The organism is Leifsonia sp. PARNA 1/14 (genome assembly GCF_055720965.1).
In genome coordinates this window covers 189,844-210,702 of the sequence record NZ_JBVQSP010000004.1, presented here as the reverse complement: position 1 = coordinate 210,702, position 20,859 = coordinate 189,844, and the positions used below count along the sequence as shown (strand labels likewise).

Annotated in this window: 18 protein-coding genes; 7 read left to right on the top strand and 11 right to left on the bottom strand. The window is 69.3% G+C overall.

All coding sequences use genetic code 11. The annotated features are described in order from the left end of the window. Positions 1-6 precede the first annotated feature (6 nt). Positions 7-3,888 (top strand): multifunctional oxoglutarate decarboxylase/oxoglutarate dehydrogenase thiamine pyrophosphate-binding subunit/dihydrolipoyllysine-residue succinyltransferase subunit, encoded by a 3,882-nt coding sequence (locus AC0HS0_RS12580; RefSeq protein ID WP_472964358.1) that lies wholly within the window; start codon positions 7-9, stop codon positions 3,886-3,888. A 65-nt stretch (positions 3,889-3,953) separates the two neighbouring features. Here AC0HS0_RS12580 and AC0HS0_RS12575 read toward each other — a convergent pair whose 3' ends face one another. Continuing rightward, a complete protein-coding gene (locus tag AC0HS0_RS12575; protein ID WP_472964357.1) occupies positions 3,954-4,358 on the bottom strand; it encodes an arsenate reductase ArsC in 405 nt (134 codons plus the stop codon). A gap of 218 nt (positions 4,359-4,576) precedes the next feature. On the opposite strand from AC0HS0_RS12575, the gene AC0HS0_RS12570 reads away from it, so the two are divergent. Beyond that, positions 4,577-4,924, top strand: a complete 348-nt coding sequence (locus AC0HS0_RS12570; RefSeq protein ID WP_472964356.1) for an ArsR/SmtB family transcription factor — start codon at positions 4,577-4,579, stop codon at positions 4,922-4,924. Between the two features lie 4 nt (positions 4,925-4,928). Here AC0HS0_RS12570 and AC0HS0_RS12565 read toward each other — a convergent pair whose 3' ends face one another. Further along, positions 4,929-6,035 (bottom strand): epoxide hydrolase family protein, encoded by a 1,107-nt coding sequence (locus AC0HS0_RS12565; protein WP_472964355.1) that lies wholly within the window; start codon positions 6,033-6,035, stop codon positions 4,929-4,931. Positions 6,036-6,069: 34 nt separating this feature from the next. Beyond that, positions 6,070-8,427 carry an arylsulfatase gene (locus AC0HS0_RS12560; RefSeq protein WP_472964354.1) on the bottom strand — a complete coding sequence of 786 codons (2,358 nt, stop codon included), beginning with the start codon at positions 8,425-8,427 and terminating at the stop codon, positions 6,070-6,072. 149 nt (positions 8,428-8,576) lie between these two features. Here AC0HS0_RS12560 and AC0HS0_RS12555 point away from each other — a divergent pair, with 149 nt between their 5' ends. Beyond that, positions 8,577-9,983, top strand: coding sequence for an MFS transporter (locus tag AC0HS0_RS12555; RefSeq protein WP_472964353.1), 1,407 nt, complete (start codon positions 8,577-8,579; stop codon positions 9,981-9,983). 4 nt (positions 9,984-9,987) lie between these two features. Here AC0HS0_RS12555 and AC0HS0_RS12550 read toward each other — a convergent pair whose 3' ends face one another. Next, positions 9,988-10,905, bottom strand: a complete 918-nt coding sequence (locus tag AC0HS0_RS12550) for an HAD family hydrolase (protein WP_472964352.1) — start codon at positions 10,903-10,905, stop codon at positions 9,988-9,990. Positions 10,906-10,968: 63 nt separating this feature from the next. Here AC0HS0_RS12550 and AC0HS0_RS12545 point away from each other — a divergent pair, with 63 nt between their 5' ends. Continuing rightward, on the top strand, positions 10,969-11,748 hold the full coding sequence (locus AC0HS0_RS12545) for a VOC family protein (protein ID WP_472964351.1): 780 nt from the start codon (positions 10,969-10,971) through the stop codon (positions 11,746-11,748). 21 nt (positions 11,749-11,769) lie between these two features. Here the strand turns inward: AC0HS0_RS12545 and AC0HS0_RS12540 are convergent, their stop codons facing one another. Both AC0HS0_RS12540 and AC0HS0_RS12535 read right to left on the bottom strand, forming a co-directional pair. Further along, positions 11,770-12,015 carry a zf-HC2 domain-containing protein gene (locus AC0HS0_RS12540; protein ID WP_179607524.1) on the bottom strand — a complete coding sequence of 82 codons (246 nt, stop codon included), beginning with the start codon at positions 12,013-12,015 and terminating at the stop codon, positions 11,770-11,772. Beyond that, positions 12,012-12,620 carry a sigma-70 family RNA polymerase sigma factor gene (locus AC0HS0_RS12535; RefSeq protein ID WP_200935271.1) on the bottom strand — a complete coding sequence of 203 codons (609 nt, stop codon included), beginning with the start codon at positions 12,618-12,620 and terminating at the stop codon, positions 12,012-12,014. The genes AC0HS0_RS12540 and AC0HS0_RS12535 overlap by 4 nt, the downstream gene beginning before the upstream one ends. A 172-nt stretch (positions 12,621-12,792) precedes the next feature. Here AC0HS0_RS12535 and aroA point away from each other — a divergent pair, with 172 nt between their 5' ends. The 3 genes from aroA to bcp all read left to right on the top strand — a co-directional run bounded on the left by aroA (position 12,793) and on the right by bcp (position 15,795). Continuing rightward, positions 12,793-14,157 (top strand): 3-phosphoshikimate 1-carboxyvinyltransferase, encoded by a 1,365-nt coding sequence (gene aroA / locus AC0HS0_RS12530; protein WP_472964350.1) that lies wholly within the window; start codon positions 12,793-12,795, stop codon positions 14,155-14,157. Next, a complete protein-coding gene (gene rsgA / locus AC0HS0_RS12525) occupies positions 14,158-15,204 on the top strand; it encodes a ribosome small subunit-dependent GTPase A (RefSeq protein ID WP_472964349.1) in 1,047 nt (348 codons plus the stop codon). It abuts the gene before it with no gap. 117 nt (positions 15,205-15,321) lie between these two features. After that, the gene (gene bcp, locus AC0HS0_RS12520; RefSeq protein WP_472964348.1) at positions 15,322-15,795 is read left to right on the top strand and encodes a thioredoxin-dependent thiol peroxidase; all 474 of its coding nucleotides are present in this window, start codon (positions 15,322-15,324) and stop codon (positions 15,793-15,795) included. 69 nt (positions 15,796-15,864) lie between these two features. On the opposite strand, the gene AC0HS0_RS12515 is transcribed toward bcp, so the two are convergent. From AC0HS0_RS12515 to AC0HS0_RS12495, 5 genes are all read right to left on the bottom strand, one after another. Then, positions 15,865-16,629 (bottom strand): ABC transporter ATP-binding protein, encoded by a 765-nt coding sequence (locus tag AC0HS0_RS12515; protein ID WP_472964347.1) that lies wholly within the window; start codon positions 16,627-16,629, stop codon positions 15,865-15,867. Further along, positions 16,626-17,414 carry an ATP-binding cassette domain-containing protein gene (locus tag AC0HS0_RS12510; protein ID WP_472964346.1) on the bottom strand — a complete coding sequence of 263 codons (789 nt, stop codon included), beginning with the start codon at positions 17,412-17,414 and terminating at the stop codon, positions 16,626-16,628. The genes AC0HS0_RS12515 and AC0HS0_RS12510 overlap by 4 nt, the downstream gene beginning before the upstream one ends. Then, on the bottom strand, positions 17,411-18,289 hold the full coding sequence (locus AC0HS0_RS12505) for an ABC transporter permease (RefSeq protein WP_472964345.1): 879 nt from the start codon (positions 18,287-18,289) through the stop codon (positions 17,411-17,413). The genes AC0HS0_RS12510 and AC0HS0_RS12505 overlap by 4 nt, the downstream gene beginning before the upstream one ends. Then, on the bottom strand, positions 18,286-19,248 hold the full coding sequence (locus tag AC0HS0_RS12500; protein WP_472964344.1) for an ABC transporter permease: 963 nt from the start codon (positions 19,246-19,248) through the stop codon (positions 18,286-18,288). The genes AC0HS0_RS12505 and AC0HS0_RS12500 overlap by 4 nt, the downstream gene beginning before the upstream one ends. Positions 19,249-19,335: 87 nt before the next feature. Continuing rightward, positions 19,336-20,835, bottom strand: coding sequence for an ABC transporter substrate-binding protein (locus AC0HS0_RS12495; RefSeq protein ID WP_472964343.1), 1,500 nt, complete (start codon positions 20,833-20,835; stop codon positions 19,336-19,338). Between the last annotated feature and the right edge of the window lie 24 nt (positions 20,836-20,859).

Below are 20,859 nucleotides of genomic sequence, written 5' to 3'. Positions count from 1 at the left end.
TCGGCTGTGTCGAGCCAATTGACCGGTGTGGGAACCGACGACGGATCGTCGGGCGAATTCGGAGCCAATGAGTGGCTCGTCGACGAGCTGTACGAACAGTTCGTCCACGACAGGAACTCGGTCGACAAGTCCTGGTGGCCGATCCTGGAGAGCTACAAGCCGACCGTGAAGGACGACGAGGCGTCGACCCCGAGCGAGACCCCCGCTCCGACACCGGCCGAGCCGGGCGTCCCGACCCCGAGCGAGCCGACGGTCCCCGCGCCCAGCGAGCCGACCGTCCCGACCCCTCCCGCCGAACCGGCTCCCACGCCCGCCCCGGCCCCCGGTGCTCCGCAGCCGCCCGCGGCGCCGGCCGGGTCGGCCGCGCCCTCCGAGCCCCGCCCGGTCACCACGCCCATCCCGATCATCGGCTCGCAGCCGGCGGCACGGACCACGTCGATCGCGCCCAAGCCGCAGCCTGTCCCGGCGGACGCCCCGGTCACCTCCCCCAACGCCGCCCTCGAAGCGGCCGAAGAGGACAAGGTCACTCCGCTGCGCGGCATGTCCAAGTCGCTGGCGACCAACATGGACGCCTCGCTCAGCGTGCCCACCGCGACCAGCGTCCGCACCGTGCCGGCCAAACTGATGATCGACAACCGCATCGTCATCAACAACCACCTCAAGCGCGCCCGCGGCGGCAAGGTGTCGTTCACCCACCTGATCGGCTGGGCGCTGATCCAGGCGCTCAAAGACTTCCCGAGCCAGAACGTCTTCTACGAAGAGGTCGACGGCAAGCCGTCCGTCGTCGCCCCCGCGCACATCAACCTCGGCATCGCGATCGACCTGCCCAAGCCCGACGGCACGCGCGCCCTCCTGGTGCCGAGCATCAAGCGAGCCGACACCATGAGCTTCGGCGAGTACCTCGCCGCCTACGAAGACCTCGTCTCCAAGGCGCGCAACAACAAGCTCACCGCCGGCGATTTCGCCGGCACCACGATCTCGCTGACCAACCCGGGCGGCATCGGCACCGTGCACTCGGTCCCGCGCCTGATGAAGGGCCAGGGCGCGATCATCGGCGCAGGCGCCCTCGAATACCCCGCCGAATTCCAGGGCTCCAGCGAGAAGACCCTCGCCGGACTCGCGATCGGCAAGACGATCACGCTGACCAGCACCTACGACCACCGCGTCATCCAGGGCGCAGGGTCGGGCGAATTCCTCAAGATCGTCCACGAGCTGCTCATCGGCAAGCGCAACTTCTACGAGGACATCTTCGCCGAGCTGCGCATCCCGTACGTGCCGATCCACTGGAATCCGGACATCTCGGTCGACCTGGCGAGCGCCGTCGACAAGACCGCCCGCGTGCAGGAGCTCATCAACTCCTTCCGCGTGCGCGGCCATCTGATGGCCGACATCGACCCGCTGGAGTACGTGCAGCGCAGCCACCCCGACCTCGAGATCGAGAACCACGGCCTCACGTTCTGGGACCTCGACCGCGAGTTCGTCACCGGCGCATTCGGCGGCGACAAGCGCACCATGAAGCTGCGCGACATCCTCGGCGTGCTCCGCGACTCGTACTGCCGCACGGTCGGCATCGAGTACATGCACATCCAGGACCCGGCCCAGCGCAAGTGGTTCCAGGACAAGCTGGAGCGTCCCTACGAGAAGCCGGGCCACGACGAGCAGCTGCGCATCATGGGCAAGCTCAATGAGGCGGAGGCGTTCGAGACCTTCCTGCAGACCAAGTACGTCGGCCAGAAGCGCTTCAGCCTCGAAGGCGGCGAGTCCACCATCGCCCTGCTCGACACCATCCTGCAGGGCGCTGCAGAGGCCGGCCTCGACGAGGCCGCGATCGGCATGGCCCACCGCGGCCGCCTGAACGTGCTCACCAACATCGCGGGCAAGACCTACGGTCAGATCTTCCGCGAGTTCGAGGGCACTCAGGACCCGCGCACCGTGCAGGGCTCCGGCGACGTCAAGTACCACCTCGGCACCGAAGGCACCTTCACGGGCGCAGACGGTGCGGAGATCGCCGTCTACCTCGCCGCGAACCCTTCGCACCTGGAGGCCGTGGACGGGGTCCTGGAGGGCATCGTCCGCGCCAAGCAGGACCGCCGCCCGGCGGGAACCTTCCTCACGCTGCCGATCCTCATCCACGGCGACGCCGCAATGGCGGGCCAGGGCATCGTGGTCGAGCAGATGCAGATGTCGCAACTGCGGGCGTACCGCACCGGCGGCACCATCCACGTCAACATCAACAACCAGGTCGGCTTCACCACGCCTCCGGCCGAGGGCCGTTCGTCGGTCTACTCGACCGATGTTGCGAAGACCATCCAGGCGCCGATCTTCCACGTGAACGGCGACGACCCGGAGGCCGTGGTGCGCGTGGCGCAGCTCGCCTTCGAATACCGCCAGGAGTTCAAGCGCGACGTCGTCGTCGACCTCGTCGCCTACCGCCGCCGCGGTCACAACGAGGGCGACGACCCCTCGATGACCCAGCCGCTCATGTACAACCTCATCGAGGCCAAGCGCTCCGTGCGCCGCCTGTACACCGAGGCCCTCGTCGGCCGCGGTGACATCACCGAGGAGGAGTACGAGGCCGCGCACGCCGACTTCCAGGACCGCTTGGAGCGGGCCTTCATGGAGACGCACGCCGCCCAGACCCACTCGACCCCGGTCATCACGCAGGGCGAGGCCACCGCCGACATCGAGCATCCGATCGCGCAGCAGGACGACAACGACAACGTCGGCGAGCCGGAGACGACGGCGGTGAGCGAGCAGGTCATCCAGCTCATCGGTGACGCGTTCAACAACCCGCCCGCCGGCTTCACTGTGCACCCCAAGCTGCAGCAGCTGCTCAACAAGCGCAGCGACATGAGCCGCAACGGCGGCATCGACTGGGGCTTCGGCGAGCTGCTCGCGCTCGGCTCCGTGTTGCTGGAGGGCACCCCCGTGCGCCTCGCCGGCCAGGACGCCCGCCGCGGCACGTTCGTGCAGCGCCACGCGGTGCTCCACGATCGCGCGAACGGCCAGGAGTGGCTGCCGCTGGCGAACCTCAGCGACAACCAGGCGAAGTTCTGGATCTACGACTCGCTGCTGAGCGAGTACGCGGCCATGGGCTTCGAGTACGGCTACTCGGTCGAGCGGCCCGACGCCCTGGTGCTGTGGGAGGCGCAGTTCGGCGACTTCGCCAACGGGGCGCAGATCATCATCGACGAGTTCATCTCGTCGGCCGAGCAGAAGTGGGGCCAGCGCTCGTCGCTCGTCCTGCTCCTCCCGCACGGCTACGAGGGCCAGGGACCGGACCACTCCAGTGCTCGCATCGAGCGCTACCTGCAGCTGTGCGCCGAGAACAACATGACCGTCGCGCGCCCGTCGACGCCGGCGTCGTACTTCCACCTGCTGCGCCGCCAGGCGTACGCGCGGCCCCGCCGCCCGCTGGTGGTCTTCACGCCGAAGGCGATGCTGCGGCTGCGCGGCGCCTCCAGCGACGTCGCCGACTTCACGAACGGCAAGTTCGAGCCGGTCATCGACGACGCCCGGATCACCGACAAGGCCGCCGTCAAGCGGGTGCTGTTCATGGCGGGCAAGCTCTACCACGACCTCGTGAACGAGCTGGAGAAGAACCCGAACCCCGAGATCGCCCTGGTGCGCGTCGAGCAGTTCTACCCGCTCCCCGGCGCGGAGCTGAAGGCCGTGGCCGACTCCTACCCCAACGCCGAGCTGGTGTGGACGCAGGACGAGCCCGAGAACCAGGGTGCGTGGCCGTTCATCATCCTGGAGACCTCCAAGCTGGGCCCGCGCCCGATCGGCGTGATCTCGCGACCGGCGTCGGCATCGCCGGCAGCCGGTTCGGCGAAGCGTCACGCGCAGGAGCAGTCGGTGCTGATCCAGCGGGCGCTCACGCTGTAAGGCGCTCCGAACGCGAGGAGCCCCGGTCCGCATGGACCGGGGCTCCTGCCGTTTCGGGCGGTGAGTCAGCCGAGCTCGGCGAGCAGGGCCTCCACACGCCGCTTGATGTCGTCGCGGATCGGCCGCACCTCCTCGATCGGCCGACCGGCCGGATCGGTGAGGTCCCAGTCCTCGTAGCGCTTGCCGGGGAAGATCGGGCAGGTGTCGCCGCAGCCCATCGTGATGACGACATCGGACTCGCGCACCGCGTCGGTCGTGAGGATCGCGGGGGTGCTGCCCGCGATGTCGATGCCCTCCTCTGCCATCGCCTGCACGGCGACCGGATTGAGCCGGTCGGCGGGCTCGGAGCCGGCGGAGAGCACCTCCACGCGGCCTCCGGCGAGCTCGCGCAGGTAGCCCGCGGCCATCTGCGAGCGGCCCGCGTTGTGCACGCAGACGAAGAGCACGGTCGGGGTGGCGGTGTCGGTCATCGGGTCTCCAGATCGAAAGGGGTCGGGCCGCCGCTCGAGAGCGACGGCCCGAGCGGTGTCAGCAGCACTCGGGCGAGCAGGAGCCGTCGGGCAGCACTTGGCAGTCGTCGGTCTCGCAACATCCCATGATGATTCTCCCTTCTTCATCGACGTATGTCGATGAAGCAAGCGTGAACGTATACATTGACGTTTGTCAATGTATAGCTCAGAATCGATGCGTGACGATCGAGCTCCTCCCCCTGCGGGACCTCCAGGCGTGCTGCGCCCCGATCACGAAAGAAGTGATCAGCGAGGAGAACGCCGCCTCGGTCGCCCGGGCGATGAAGGCGCTGGCCGATCCGGCCCGCCTGCGCCTGCTCTCGATGATCGCTGCGCACGAAGACGGCGAGGCCTGCGTCTGCGACCTCACGGAGCCGCTCGACCTGTCGCAGCCGACCGTCTCGCACCACCTCAAGATCCTCGTCGATGCGGGCTACTTGAGCCGGAGCAAGCGCGGAACGTGGGCGTACTACCGCATCGTGCCGGGCTCGCTCGACACCGTCTCGTCGTTCCTGGCCACGGTCTGACGCGTCAGGAGTCGTCGCGCAACCGCGAATGGAACCGCCGGATCGCATCCGCCGCGAGTTCAGGATGCTCGAAGCCCGCGAAGTGACCTCCCGCCGGGGCGAGCACGAACTCCCGCAGCCCGGGCGCTGCTCGCTCGGCCAGCGAACGCGGGAAGCCCGCGAACCCGGGCTCCCGGCCCAGGTACACGCCCAACGGCGCCGTGATCGGCGGGCGAGGCGGGTTCTTCTCGTAGTCGTAGTACTGCTGAAACGACGTGCCGATGCTGTCGGTCACCCAGTACAGCGTCGCGATCGAGTACAGGATGCCCGAGTCGAGCACCCGCTCCCAGCCGCCGTTCTCATGGTCGACCCAGTCGTGCCACTTGTCGGCGATCCACGCCAGCAGCCCGGCAGGCGAATCAGCCAGTGCCGCCGCGATGGTGTCGGGTCGCGTCAGCATGATCTCGCTGTAGCCGCCGTCGAGGCGGTCGTACGCGTCGAGGGCGGCCAGGTAGTCGCGCTCCTGGTCGCTCTGCGGGGTCTCGTCGGCGGGGAACGGCGCGCTCAGCAGCTGGAGGCCGACCACGCTCGACGGGCGGTCGGCGCCGAGCCAGGTGGAGGCTCCCCCACCGATGTCGCCTCCGAAGGTCGCATAGCGCTCGAACCCGAGCACGTCGGTCATCAGCCCATGGAGCGTCTCCGCGATCGCGCGCCGCGTCAGAGGAGGCTCGAGCGCCTCCGAGAACACGAAGCCCGGCAGCGAGGGGATGACGACGTCGAACGCGTCACTGAGCAGCGCGGCGAGCGGCAGGTACTCGACGTAGGCGCTCGGCCAGCCGTGGAGCAGCAGCAGCGGCGTGTGCGGTCCGGCGCCGGTTCCGCGCACGCGCGCGAAGTGCACGCGGTGGCCGCCGACGGAGGCCGTGTGCTGCTCGACCGCGTTCAGCCGGCGCTCCTCCGCCCGCCAGTCGAACGCGAGCCAGCCGTCGACGAGGGTGCGCAGCTCGTCGCCGCCGAGACCACCCTCCCAGCCTGCCCGCGGAGAACGCAGGTAGCGGGTGCGGGTGAGCCGGCCGCGCAGATCGGCGAGGACGTCGTCGGGCACGTGGACACGGAAGTCGTCGATGGCCATGCCGCCACCGTAGCCGCTGCGTCCGACGGTGCCGCTACTCCCGGGCGAGCATGGCCGCAGCCTCCCGCTCGAGGTCCACGTAGGGTTCGCCGCTGACGTCGACGACGATGCGGTGCAGCGTCCCGCCGTGGAATCGGTACGGCCGCTCCCCCGGATAGTCGTCCGTCACCGGCTCCCCGCCGTCGTAGCCGACGCAGAGCCCCTCGCCGGCGAGGCTGAACATGCCCGGCTGGGTCTTGATGCGGCCTTCGCCGACCTTGTGCTCGCCGTGGTAGAGGCTCAGGATGCCGGTCGCGACGCCCGGAGCCTCCTCGCCGTCCTTGTCGAACGAGGCGGAGAGGATGAGGTCGGTACCGGTGGGCGCATCCTCCGTGGCGTCGACCTTCTGCTCCAGGCTGCCGACGAAGTTGTAGACGTAGTGGAGGCGGCCGTCGTTCAGGTAGAGGGCGTGGCCTCCGAACCGGGCGCCGTGGGCGAAGAGGACGCCCTCCGCTCCCGGATCCGGGAGGTCGACGTGGGCGGCGATGACGTACGACCGGTTGCGGACGTTCACCGACTGCGACTCCGGGATCTCGGCGCCGCCTGCGCGATAGATGTACCGGTTGCGCGGGCTGGTGAGCTGCGGTCGCGGCGTCTGGAGGATCTCCAGCGCCGACCGGTCGTCGAGCGGGAAGGCCTGGTTGGCCCCGGCCTCGGCGAACCAGAGGTTGACCAGCTCGCGCACCCGGTCGGGGTTCTCGGCCGCGAGATCGTGCGACTCGGACCGGTCGACGTCGGTGTGGTACAGCTCCCACGTGTCGTCGTTGAAATGGCTCCACCCGCTGATCACCGGGTGCGTCGAGACCGCCTTCCAGCCGTCGTGCCAGATCGACCGGGAGCCGATCATCGCATAGAACTGCGTATGACGGTCGGACGGGGCGTCCGCGTCGGCGACTGCCGATCGCATGCTGATGCCGTCCATCCGGGACTGCACGTGACCGCCGATCTGCTCCGGCACCTCCACGCCGAGCAGGTCGAGCACGGTCGGGACGATGTCGACGGCATGGTGGTACTGGTGACGCAGTTCGCCGCCGTGGCCGAGAACCTTCGGCCACGACAGGATGCACGGGTCGGCCGTCCCGCCGTTGTAGTCGTAGCGCTTCCACATCTTGAACGGGGTGTTGAAGGCCATCGCCCACCCCGTCGGGTAGTGGTTGTAGGTGGCGGTGCCGCCGAGCTCGTCGATCATGGCGAGGTTCTCCTCCAGGCTGTCCGGGATGCCGTTGAAGAACTTGTTCTCGTTCACCGAGCCGTCCGGGCCGCCCTCGCCGCTCGCTCCGTTGTCGGACACCAGCACGATGAGGGTGTCGTCGAGGTGCCTGGACTCCTCGAGGTAGTCGAGCAGCCGGCCGATCTCGTGGTCGGCGTGGGCGAGGAAGCCCGCGTAGACCTCGGCCATCCGGGCGTAGAGGCGCTTCTCGTCGTCGCCCAGCGTGTCCCACGGCTTGGTGTAGTCGAGCGCGGGGAACGGCTTCCCGTCCGGGCCGGTGCGGGTCTCCGGGGTGCCGATCGGGTTGATCGGAGGGAGCACGGTGCCCTCGGGGACGAGCCCGAGCGCGATCTGGCGCTGGAGGGTCTCCTCGCGCATCTTCTCGTAGCCGCCGTCGAACCGGCCGCGGAACTTCTCGATCCACTCCTGCGGAGCGTGGTGCGGCGCGTGACACGCTCCCGGCGCGAAGTAGAGGAAGAACGGCTTGTCGGGCGCCAGCGCCTTGGCGTCGCCGATGAACTCGATCGCCTTGTCGGTCAGGTCGGTGGTCAGGTGGTAGCCCTCGTCGGGCGTCGACGGCTGGTCGACGGGATGGTTGTCGTAGACGAGATCCGGGTACCACTGGTTGGTCTCCGCCCCGAGGAAGCCGTAGAACCGTTCGAAACCGCGACCGGTCGGCCAGTTGCGGCGGGTGGAGGCCAGGTTCATCTCATCCGAGGGGCACAGGTGCCACTTGCCCAGAGCGTAGGTGTTCCAGCCCTGCTCGCCGAGGATCTGGGACAGCATGCCGTTCTCGGGCGGGATGGTGCCGCTGGCGTTCGGGAAGCCCGTCGCGGCCTCCGTGATGCAGGCCATCGAGTTGCGCGTGTGGTTGCGACCGGTGAGGAGGGCCGCGCGGGTAGGTGAGCAGAGGGCGGTCGTGTGCCACTGCGTGAACCGGACCCCGGAGTCGGCGAGCCGGTCGATGTTCGGCGTCTCGATGGGCCCGCCATAGCAGCTCAGGGCTGAGAAGCCGACGTCGTCGAGCACGATCATCATCACGCTGGGCGCACCCTCCGGTGCCTTCGGCGGCTCGAAAGGGGCCCAGTCCGGCACGGAGTCGCGGATATCCAGGTCGATGCGGCCACGGAACTGAGCGGGCATTGCCTCTCCTTTCGGCGCCGGCGCGACGTGGCCGGACGGCCGCACCCTAACGCCGGTCTTTCGGCCGCGGCAAGGACTGCGCGACGAGCATTGCCGTCGGCGTGCGCCGCGCAGTACCCTCCCGCTGGAACAGACCGCCGGGAGCCGACATGACCGGAATCACCGCTGAGGCATCGCGTTCGACCATCCGCCGCATCATCGCGCCGCTCGCGCTAGCGCAGTTCATCTGCAGCTTCGCCGGATCGAACATGAACGTGATGATCAACGACATGTCGCACGACCTCGACACGTCGGTCGAGGGCATCCAGCTCAGCATCACGCTGTTCCTGCTGACGATGGCCGCCCTGATGATCCCGATGGGCAAGCTGACCGACAACATCGGGCGCAAGCGGAGCTTCGTGATCGGCCTCGTCGTCTACGGCGTCGGAGCGCTCATCACCGCGTTCGCACCAGGGCTGTGGGCGGTCATCCTCGGCAACTCGCTGCTGGAGGGCGTCGGGACGGCGATGCTCATCCCTCCCGTGTACATCCTCACCACGATCCATCTGCCCGACATCCCGACCCGCGCAGTGGCGTTCGGCATCATCAGCGGGATGGGCGGGGTCGGAGCGGCCGCCGGACCGTTGATCGGAGGCCTCATCACGACCGGGATCAGCTGGCGGGCGGCATTCGTGTTCCAGGCCGTCGTGATCGCGGTGATCCTGCTGCTGAGTCGTTCGCTGACCGACCCGGTGCCTGCAGACCCGAAGCGGCCGTTCGACATCGTGGGCGCCGTCCTCTCCGCCCTGGGGCTGTTCGTGCTGGTGATGGGCATCCTCGCCGCCGACACGAGCGTCCCGCTGATGATCGTGCTGGTCGTCGCGGGCGTGGCGATCCTCGTCGGGTTCTTCCTGTGGGTGCGCCGCCGTGAACGTGTCGGGAAGGCGCCGCTGCTCTCGACGGCCCTCTTCCGCGTCCGGGTGTCGAACCTCGCGCTGATCACGCAGAACCTGCAGTGGGTGATACTGATGGGAACGTCGTTCACCGTGTCGGCGTATCTGCAGGTCGTGCGGGGTTACAACGCGATCGAGACCGGCGTGATCTTCACAGCGGCGACAGTCGGCCTCCTGCTGACCTCCCTTCTGGCCGGACGGCTGGCGCGCCGGTTCTCGCAGCGCGCGTTGATCATCACCGGCTTCGTGCTCTGCGTGCCCGGAGTCGTGCTGCTCATCTGGCTGACCGCGGGCACCACGGGAGGCTGGCCGTTCGTGCCCGGGCTGCTCCTGATCGGTGCGGGCCTCGGGCTGATGCTGACGCCGTCGGTGAACGTGGTGCAGTCGGCGTTCCCGGAGAGCGTCCAGGGCGAGATCTCAGGGCTGTCCCGCTCCGTCTCCAACCTGGGATCGACCTTCGGCACGGCCATCGCCGGCACCATCCTGGTCGCCAACATCGACGCGGGCGGCGCGGCGTACGGGGTGGCGATGGCCGTCGTCGCGGTGCTCGGTGCGACCGGACTGATCGCCGCACTGCTGCTGCCGCGCACGTCGGCGGCACGCGAGCACGGGAGGCCGGCATGACCGATCACTCCACGAAGACCGTGCTCCAGTCGTCGCGGACGCTCACCACCGTCAGCCCATCGGCCTCCACGGCGTCGAGCGCCTCCTCGGCTCCCGTGTCGTACGGGATGTCGCCGCGGCCGTCGTCATCGTGGTGGACCAGCAGACTCAGCGAGAGCGCGTGTCGGCGCGGGAAGCGCAGCATCGGCAGATCGCCATTCGAGTTGCCCGCCGCGAGGATGGGCCGGCGGCCGGTGCGCGTCCAGATCCGGATCGGCTTCTGAGGGCCGTCGTCGAAGAAGTCCCACGCGGTGCCGTACCGGACGTCGTTCGTGTCGGCGTCGTACTCGAGGCCGACGGCCGAGCCGACCACGCGCTCCGGCGGGATGCCGTAGTAGGCGCTGCTGATCGGCCGCATGAAGTCACGGTCCCCTCCCGAGACGATGTAGCAGCTGAAGCCGTTGGCCTCCAGGTAGTCGATGAGCTCGACCATCGGCCGGTACACCGTGTTCGCGTACGACCGGTGCAGCGTGAGGTGCTGGGCGTCGCGGTAGAAGGCCTCCACCGAGGCGTGGTAGTCGTGCACGCTCATCCCCGCCGTCGTGCGGACCAGTGCTCCGATCAGCGTGTGCAGGTCGCTGTCGTCGCCCTGGTAGTGCTTGTCGACGGCGCGGCCCAGCCAGGCGAGGTCGCCGTCGCGTACCGCCGTGTACGGCTGCTGTGCGGCGAGGCCGGGGTCGGCGGCGACGGCGGCGCTCCACTGCTCGACGATGTACGCGAGCTGCGTCGGCATCGGCTTCTCGGTCCACAGCGTGCCGTCGTTGTCGAAGACGGCGACGCGCTCGGGCACGGGGACGGCGCGCGAGCCGTCCACGACGGCCTCGACGAATCCGGTGATCGCGTCTCTCGTCGGGCCCGGACGCCACGATGCCAGCTCGGTCATGCCGTCAGGCTAGGGAGCGCTCGGGACTGTCGGCAATCCCCGGCCGCGGCGTAGCGTGAGGCCATGACCGTCGTGACCAATCACCGCCTCGGAGAGCCGTGCTGGGTGGACTACGCCGCCTCCGACCTCCCGCGTGCCGAGGAGTTCTACACCTCGCTGTTCGGCTGGACGGCCGAGACCGGCGGCGGAGAGTACGGCGGCTATGTGACGTTCCGCCGCGACGGACGCCTCGTCGCGGGGATGGGCGAGGCGATGGAGGGAGCACAGCCCAACGCCTGGCTCACCTATCTGCTGGTGGAGGACGCGGACGCCGGCGAGAAGGCCGTCGCGAACGCGGGCGGCCGCATCCTGTCGCCCACGATGCAGGTGGGCGACCAGGGCCGCCTTGCGGTCGCTGCCGACCCCGGAGGCGCGGTCCTCGGCCTCTGGGAGCCCGAGCAGCATCGCGGCTTCGAGCTCGTCGCCGAGGTGGGAGGCCTCTCGTGGCACGAGCTCTACGCGCGTGACTACCCGGCCCAGGTGGAGTTCTACAAGCGGGTCTTCGGCTGGACGACGACCGTCCTCGGCGATACCGCGGACTTCCGGTACGAGACCTTCGGCGACCCCGACGCCCCCAGCGGCGGCGTGTTCGACGCCGACGGGATGCTGCCTCCCGGGGTGCCCTCGCACTGGGTCGTCTACTTCGGCGTCACCAGCGCGGCCGACGCGGCGCGTCGGGTGGTCGAACTGGGCGGCACCGTGGTGCGCGACCCGTGGGACAGCGAGTTCGGCCGATTCGCCCAGGTCACCGATCCCCTCGGCGGCCTGTTCTTCGTGCACGAGGTGCCCGGCTCCGTCGCCTGAGCGCGCCGAACGCTCGAGGGGTCAGTGCACCGACGCCTGGAAGGACCGGATGCGCAGCAGCACCTCAGTGCGCAGCGTCTCGGGCGCGGTCTCCTTGCACGCCCGCTGCACGACTTCGGTGAGCACGACGTTCAGGTGCGCCTCGCTGGAGCAGCCGTCGCAGTTCGCGAGGTGCTCGCGAACGTCCGCAGCATCCTCGTTGCAGAGCTCGTTGCGCAGGTACTCCTCGAGTTCGGCCTTCGCCTTCTCGCAGCCGCAGTCGGTCATTTCGTTCTCCTGGTGGTCTGCACGTCCGGGCTCTGGACCGCCGAGAGCCCGCGCTCGTGCGCGTAGTCGGTCAGAAGCTCCCGCAGCATCCGTCGCCCGCGGTGGAGGCGGCTCATGACGGTGCCGATCGGGGTCTTCATGATGTCGGCGATCTCCTGGTAGGAGAATCCCTCGACATCGGCGAGGTAGACGGCCAGCCGGAAGTCCTCCGGGATGGCCTGCAGCGCGTCCTTGACGGCGCTGTCGGGCAGGTGGTCGATCGCCTCCGCCTCGGCCGAGCGGCTGGAGGACGCGGTGGTCGACTCCGCACCTCCGAGCTGCCAGTCCTCGAGTTCGTCGATCGTTCCCTGATACGGCTCGCGCTGCTTCTTGCGATAGGTGTTGATGAACGTGTTCGTGAGGATGCGGTAGAGCCAGGCCTTCAGGTTGGTGCCCTGCTGGAACTGGGCGAACGCGGCGTACGCCTTGACATACGTCTCCTGCACCAGGTCTTGCGCGTCCGCCGGGTTCCTGGTCATGCGGAGGGCGGCCGCGTAGAGCTGGTCCATGAAGGGCAGCGCCTGCTCTTCGAACAGTGCGCCCTTGTCCTCGGTTTCGGTGCTCATCAGGGGCCAGTCTAGTTGCGCCCGCCGCTGCGCGATCCGGCGATGGGGCCGGATGGCCGACGACGTCGCCGACGGTGACTGCGCGCGGGTGCGCGGTGCGTCGAGGACGGCGGTCGCTGCGGGCACGTGCTGATCCTTCCTTCGGGCTCGATCACGGATACCCTTGACAACAATGCTGATCTCGAAATATTCCGCCCCGGACTTCGATCCGTACGGCGACAACCGCGTCGACGAGCCGAACACGCTGTGGCCCGCTCCGGTCGCCGTCGGGCCGGTCACGGCCTCCGTCTCGCTGCCCGGCTCCAAGTCGCTGACCGCTCGCGAGCTCGTGCTGTCGGCGCTCGCCGACGGCCCCTCGCTGCTTCGCGCGCCGTTGCATTCGCGCGACACCGCCAACATGGTGGAGGCGCTGCGCGCGCTCGGCGTCTCGATCGTCGAGAAGCCGGGCGCCAGCGAGTTCGGCAGCGACCTCCTGATCACGCCGGCGGAGGAGCTGCTCGGCAGCACCACGATCGAGTGCGGCCAGGCCGGGACGGTCATGCGCTTCGTCCCGCCGCTCGCCGGCCTCGCGCTCGGCCCGACGATGTTCGACGCCGACGACTCCGCCCGCGGACGGCCGATGGGCACGATCATCGCCGCGCTGCGCGCGCTGGGCGTCGACGTCAACGACGACGGGCGTGGCGCCCTCCCGTTCACCGTGCACGGAACCGGCGCGGTCACCGGCGGCGCCATCGAGATCGACGCCTCCAGCTCGAGTCAGTTCGTCAGCGCCCTGCTGCTCTCGGCGAGCCACTTCGAGGAGGGGCTCGACCTGACGCACTCCGGCGAGCGCCTCCCGAGCCTCCCCCACATCGAGATGACCATCGCGGCACTGGCCGAGCGTGGTGTGACTGTCGAGTCGCCGGAGGTCGGCCACTGGATCGTGACGCCCGGCAGCATCGGCGCGCGCGAGGTCGACATCGAGCCCGACCTCTCGAACGCCGCTCCCTTCCTGGCCGCGGCCGTGGTCACAGGAGGCACGGTGACCGTCACCGGCTGGCCCGCCTCCACGACCCAGGTCGGCGCCGACCTGGCCGACCTGCTGCCGTTGTTCGGTGCGACAGTGACCCGCGACGGCGACCGGCTCACCGTCACCGGCCCCGAGCGGATCCGGGCCGTGCAGCTCGACCTCACCACCGGCGGCGAACTCGCGCCCGCGATCGTGGCGATCGCGGCGCTGGCCGACGGCCCGAGCGAGATCACCGGCATCGGGCACATCCGCCACCACGAGACCGACCGGCTCGCCGCACTGGCGGCCGAGCTCAACGGGCTGGGCGGCGCCGTGACCGAGCTGGAGGACGGCCTCCGCATCGAGCCGCGCCCGCTGCACGGCGGCGTGTGGCGCAGCTACGAGGACCACCGGATGGCGACCGCCGGCGCGATCGTCGGCCTGGTGGTGCCCGGCGTCGAGATCGAGAACATCGCGACGACCGCCAAGACGCTGCCGCAGTTCCCGCAGCTGTGGACGCGCATGCTCGACGAAGGCACGGCGGCGTAGATGTCGTGGTGGTCGGATGACGACGACGAGGACGACGAGTACGACCTCTACGACGAGTCGACCATCCGCAGCCGCCCCAACCCCAAGGGCAACCGGCCCCGCTCGAAGCAGCGGCCCGAGCACGCGGAGGCCGAGATCGCGCGCGTGCTCGGGGTCGACCGCGGTCGTTACACCGTGCTGCTCGACGAGGACACGGCAGAGGAGCGCCAGGTCGTCGCCGCCCGGGCCAGCGAACTGCGGCGCAAGCCGATCGTGACCGGCGACCGGGTCGCGGTGGTCGGCGACACGACGGGCGACGAGGGCACGCTCGCCCGCATCGTGCGGATCGAGCCGCGGACGACCCTCCTCCGCCGCAGCGCGGACGACACCGACGAGGTGGAGCGCGTGATCGTCGCCAACGCCGACCAGATGCTCATCGTGGTCGCCGCGGCCAATCCCGAGCCGCGCACGCGTCTCGTCGACCGCTATCTGGTCGCCGCGTACGACGCGGGCATCGAACCGATGCTCTGCGTCACCAAGATCGACCTCGCCGACCCTGCGCCGTTCCTCCACAACTTCGCCGGCCTCGACCTGCCGGTCTTCACCAGCCGGGAAGACCACATCCCCGTGGAGGAGATCACGGCGGCGCTGATCGATCACGACACCGTCGTGGTCGGTCATTCGGGCGTCGGCAAATCCACCCTGGTCAACGCGATCGTGCCGGGCGCCCGGCGTGCCACCGGTCACGTCAACGAGGTGACCGGGCGCGGGCGGCACACGTCGTCCTCCACCGTCTCGCTGCGTGTGCAGAGCGGCGCGGAGCACGGCTGGGTCATCGATACCCCCGGCGTGCGCTCGTTCGGGCTGGGTCACGTGGACACCGCCAGCATCCTCAAGGCGTTCACCGACCTCGCCGCGATCGCCGAGGAGTGCCCGCGCGGGTGCACCCACCTCCCCGACGCTCCAGACTGCGCGATCATCGAGGCCGTCGAAGAAGGCCGGCTCGGCGAGACCGGCCGCGCACGCCTCGACTCCCTGCAGCGCCTGCTCGCAACTTTCGCCTCCTGACCTCCTGACCCTGCCGCCGGTCGCCGAGGGGCACGTAAACGCCCCTAAAACCGGGTTTTGAGGGCGTTTACGTGCCCTTCGACGAGGGAGCCGCGCGCTCGGAGGCAGAATGGAGGCATGACTGAGGTTCGACTCGAGGCTGGACAGCCCGCGCCCGCATTCACGCTCGACGACCAGGACGGCTCGCCCGTCTCGCTCGCCGACTTCGCCGGCGACAACGTGATCGTGTACTTCTACCCGGCGGCGATGACGCCCGGCTGCACGACCGAGGCGTGCGACTTCCGCGACAACCTCAACTCGCTGGCGTCCAGCGGCTACAAGGTCATCGGCATCTCCAAGGACGCGCCCGCCAAGAACAAGGAGTTCCAGGAGCAGGAGCGCCTCAACTTCCCGCTACTGTCCGACGAGGATCTGGCGGTCCACAACGCCTACGGCGCGTACGGCGAGAAGAAGCTCTACGGCAAGGCGGTCACCGGCGTCATCCGCTCGACGTTCGTCCTGAACCCGGACGGCACCGTGCGCCTGCCGCTCTACAACGTGAAGGCGACGGGCCACGTCGCATCGCTGCGGAAGAAGCTCGGCCTGGACTGACCCGCCCCCACCTCTACGCGCACGCTGGACCTGCTGCTGCGCGGCGTCTCCGGCGGGAGCTGAGGCTCGCTACGCCGGCAGCCGCGGAACCGACGCCAGCAGCCGCTGCGTGTACGGGTCGGTCGGCGCTCCGAGCACGTCGGCCGTGCGTCCCTGCTCCACGACCCGGCCGCCCTGCAGCACGACCGTCTGCTCGCACAGTGACGCGACGACGCTGAGGTCGTGCGAGACCATCACGATCGTCATCCCCTCGGCCTCCGCCAGCCGGCCGAGGAGCTCGATGATCTGGATGCGCGTGGTGACGTCGAGTGCGCTCACCGGCTCGTCGGCCAGCAGCACGCGTGGACGCGAGACGATGGCGCGCGCGATCGCGATGCGCTGCCGCTGGCCGCCCGAGAACTCGTGCGGGTATCGGCCTGCGGCATCCGCGGGGAGCGATACCGCGCGGAGGGCCTCCGCGACGCGCTCCCGGGCGTCGGACCCGGAGGCGATCCGGAGCGAGGCGAGCGGTTCGCCGACGATCCTGCCGACGCTCTGCCGCGGGTCGAGGGACGAGTACGGGTCTTGGAAGACCGTCTGCACGCTGCGGCGGAACGCGCGCATCACGGCCAGGTCGCGCCGCTCGAGCGGAGCACCGTCGAAGAACACGCCGCCGGAGGTCGGCGACGACAGCCCGAGGAGCAGCGAGAGCACGGTGGTCTTGCCCGCGCCGGACTCCCCCACCAGGCCGACGCTGCGGCCCGGCTCGACGGCGAACGAGACGCCGTCGAGGGCGGAGGCCGCGGCACCGCGGTAGCGGAATCCCGCGTCGCGGAGTTCGAGGATGGCGGTCACGGCACCTCCAGGGCGGCGTCCAGCTCGCGTGCGCTCCGGACGAGCTCGGCAGTGTAAGGATCTGCGGGCGCGGTCAGAATCCGCTCGATCGTGTTCTCTTCCACGACCCGGCCGCCCTGCAGCACCAGCGCGCGCTCGGTGAGCTTCGACACCACCGCGAGGTCGTGGCTGACGAAGAGCAGCGCCATGCCGCGCTCCGCGACGAGCGTGTCGAGCAGCGCGAGGATGTCGGCCTGCACCGTCACGTCGAGCGCGGTGGTCGGCTCGTCGGCGATGAGGAGTTGCGGGCGGCATGCGAGCGCGGCTGCGATCGCGACGCGCTGACGCTGGCCGCCCGAGATCTCATGAGGATACGCGCGCGCGATCCGCTCGGGATCGGGCAGGCGCACCTCGTCGAGCGCGGCGTGGACCGCCTCGCGGAGGGCGGCGCCACGCAGACCGAGATGCCGACGCAACGGCTCCGCGACCTGGGCGCCCAGCCGCATCAGCGGGTCGAGTGCCGTCAGGGGTTCCTGGAAGACAGTGGAGGCCGTGCGACCGCGCAGCGGAACCAGCGAGCGCTCCTTGGCCCCGATGACCTGGGTGCCGGCGAGCTCGACGCTCCCCGTCGCCGTGAGCCCCTCGGGAAGCAGGCCGGTGATCGCGAACGAAGTGAGCGACTTGCCCGACCCCGATTCGCCGATCAGGCTCAACCGCTCGCCGGCGACGAGATGGAACGAGACGCCCTCGACCAGCGGCGAACCGTCGCGCGCAGTGACGCCGAGCTCCTGCACATCGAGGATCATCGCGACCTCCTGCGTGTCGGGTCGGCGACGTCGCGCAAGCCGTCGGCCACGAGATTCACACCGACGACGAGCACGACCAGCGCGACGCCCGGAGCGATCGCGCCGACCGGTGCGACGGCGACGGTGCCCTGGGCCTCCTGCAGCAGCCGGCCCCACGACGCGTTCGGCGGCGGCGCACCGAGGCCGAGGTACGACAGGCTGGCCTCCGCGAGGACCGCGACGCCGAATTGGAGGGCGAGGTTGACGGCCAGCGTCGGCCAGATGTTCGGGAGGACGTGCCGGCCGACGACGCCGGCCCACGACGTTCCGGAGGTGCGGGCGGCGGTGACGTATTGCTGAGCGAGCACGCGCTTGGCAAGCACGCGCGTCAGGCGCGCGACGACGGCCGACATCGCCAGGCCGATCGCGAGGATGGCCGTTCCCAGCGAGGCGCCCTGCGCCGCGACGATGAGCATCGCGAGCAGCAGCACGGGGAAGGCGATGATGATGTCGAGAATGGCCGAGATCGTGTCGTCGAGCCATCGGCTGGCGAATGCGGCCAGCATCCCGATGGTGATGCCGATGATCGCGCCGATCACCACGGCTCCGACGCCGACCGCCAGGGCGATCCGGGCGCCGATCATCAGCTGCGTGGTCAGGTCGCGGCCGAACCGGTCGGTGCCCAGCCAGTGCCCACCGCCGGGCGGCTGCAGCCGGCCGCCGGAGGTGTCGCCCTGCGCGTACGGAAGCCACACCAACGACACGACGGCGACGAGCACGACCAACCCGACGAGCGTCAGTCCGACGCCGAGCGTGACAGACCGGCGCGCGCGCCGACGCACCCGCTCCCGCGGGTCCGGCGCCGCCTGCGCGGCCTGCTCCACCACCGCGCTCATCGATTGCCCGAGATGCTCTGCCGCAGACGCGGGTCGATGATGCGCTGGGCGATGTCGGCGAGGAAGCCGACGATGAGCACCAGCAGCGTGGAGACGAACAGGATGCCCTGGATGTCGGGATAGTCGTGCTGCTCGATCGCTGTGAGCAGCATGCTGCCGAGCCCTGGCAGGGTGTAGACGCTCTCGACCACGACGGCGCCGAGGAAGGTCGTGGCGAGCTCGATGCCGAGGATGGAGATGATCGGGACCGCGCCGTTGCGCAGGCCGTGCCTCCACATCGCCCGGCCGAACCCGGAGCCCAGAGCGCGCGCATTGCGGAGGTAGTCGCTGCCGATGACATCGAGCGTCGCGCTGCGGACGTAGCGCGCGATCGACGCGCTCATCACGATCGCGATGGTGATGACCGGCAGCGCCAGCGACTGCAGCGCGGCGGCCGGATCGGCCCAGTCGTCACGCGGGAAGCCTCCCGACGGGAACCACCGCAGGTCGATCGCGAAAGCGTCGACGAGCAGGATGCCCACCCAGAACACCGGCACGGCGATGCCGAGCTGCGAGAACGCGGAGAGCACGAGTCCGTACCAGCGGTCGGCCTTCCACGCCGCGACGAAGCCGATCGGGAGTGCGAGCGCCAGCGCCAGCACGAACGACAGCAGCGTGAGCGGCACGGTGACCGCCAGCCGTGACGCGATCTCGGGACCCACCGGCAGCGAGGTGATGAACGACTGGCCCAGGTTCAGCGTGAGGAGCGAGCCGAACCAGTTCGCGAACTGCTCGGGCAGCGGGAGATTGCTGCCGACCTGCTCCTGCGCCGCCTTGATCTGCTCCGGCGTCGCGCTGGCAGACAGCAGCGCATTGGCCGGGTCGCCCGGGAGCACCCGCAGCAGGAAGAAGAGCACCACCATCGCGAGCAGCAGCGACACCAGGAGGAACGCGGTGCGGCGGAGGAGGTAGGAGGTCATGATCTTTTCAGCGTAGATGCTCGGGGAGGCCGTTTCGTGGCCTCCCCGAGCATCAGTGGAGAACGCGGGCGAGCCGCGCGCTGTGGATTACTTCTTGACGATGTCGTACGCGTAGAACTGCGAGTTGAGCCCGTTCACCGGGTAACCGCTCACCGAGCTCGACGCGACGACGATCTGCGGGTACAGGTACAGCCATGCGCTGGCGGCGTCCTTGGCGATCTGCTCGTTCACGAGCTTGAGTTTCGCCGTCTGATCGGCCGTGGTGGAGGCCTGTTCCGCCTCGTTCACCCAGGTCGTGACCTGCGGGTTGTCGTAGCCCCAGTAGAAGTCGGGATTTCCGTACCAGACCACGTCGCGGTCGTTGACATGCTCCTGCAGCGTGGCGACGAAGTCGTGGTTCTTGAAGACCTTCGTGTACCACTGGTCGGCCGAGATCGAGTTGATGTTCACCGTGACGCCGACCTTGGCGAGCTCGGTCTTGAGGAACTCCGCGACCGCGGGGTGCGGGTCGTAGGTCGGGGTGTCCAGTGTGAACGTGAACCCGTTCGGGTAACCCGCTTCGGCCAGCTCCTTCTTCGCGAGGGAGACGTCGTAGGGGTTCACTTTGGTGAGGTCCTCGTACCAGGGGTCGCTCGGCGGCACCATCGAGCCGATGAGCGTGCCGTACTTGCCCCAGATCGAACTGAGCAGCTTCTTGGTGTCGATCGCGGAGTAGACGGCCTTGCGGACCTCGGCCTTGTCGAACGGCGCGACCTTGTCGTTGAAGGCCAGGAGCTCCTTGGTCGTCGACTTGCCGTTACTGATCGTGTAGCTCTTGTTACCCTCGAACTGGGTCAGCGAGTCCGGGCTCTGGATGCTGGTGACGACGTCGACCTGGTTGGTGAGCAGGGCGTTCGAGAGGGCGCTGGCGTCGGTGAAGTAGTCGTAGACGACCTCCTTGTTCTTCGCCTTGTCGCCCCAGTAACCGCTCCAGCGCTCGAGGCTCAGCGAGCTGCCGCGCTTCCAGGTGCCCAGCGTGTACGGGCCGGTGCCGTCCTCCGCCGTCTTGTAGTTCGTCGTTCCCGGGCCGTAGATCCACACGTAGCTCAGGTTGTAGGGCAGCGAGATGGAGCGGGACTTCAGCGAGATCACGACAGTCTTATCGTCGGGGGTCTGGATGCCCGAGATGACGGCGAGCTGCGACTTGCGTGCGGACTGCGAGTCGTCCGCGAGCACCCGCTCGATGCTGGTCTTGACCGCAGCGCTGGTGAGCGGCTTGCCGGAGTGGAACTTCACCCCGTCGCGCAGAGTGAAGGTGTAGGTCAGGCCGTCGGAGCTGGTCGTGTACTTGGTCGCCAGCAGCGGCTCGACCTTGCCCGCGTCGGTGAGCTTGAACAGGCCCTCGTAGACGTTGCCGTTGAGCGCCTCGGTGACGCCCTGGCCTCCGCCGGCGGTGTTGTCGAGGTTGACGGGCTCGTAGAGCGAGCCGACGGCGATCGACGCGTCGGCGCCCGACGAGGACGACGACGTCGCGCCGGAGCAGCCGGCGAGCGTGAGGGCCGCGGCGATGCCGATCGCGAGCGTGGCGAGCAGGGGGGTCTTTCTCAACGGAGTTCTCCTGTGCTGTGGGGA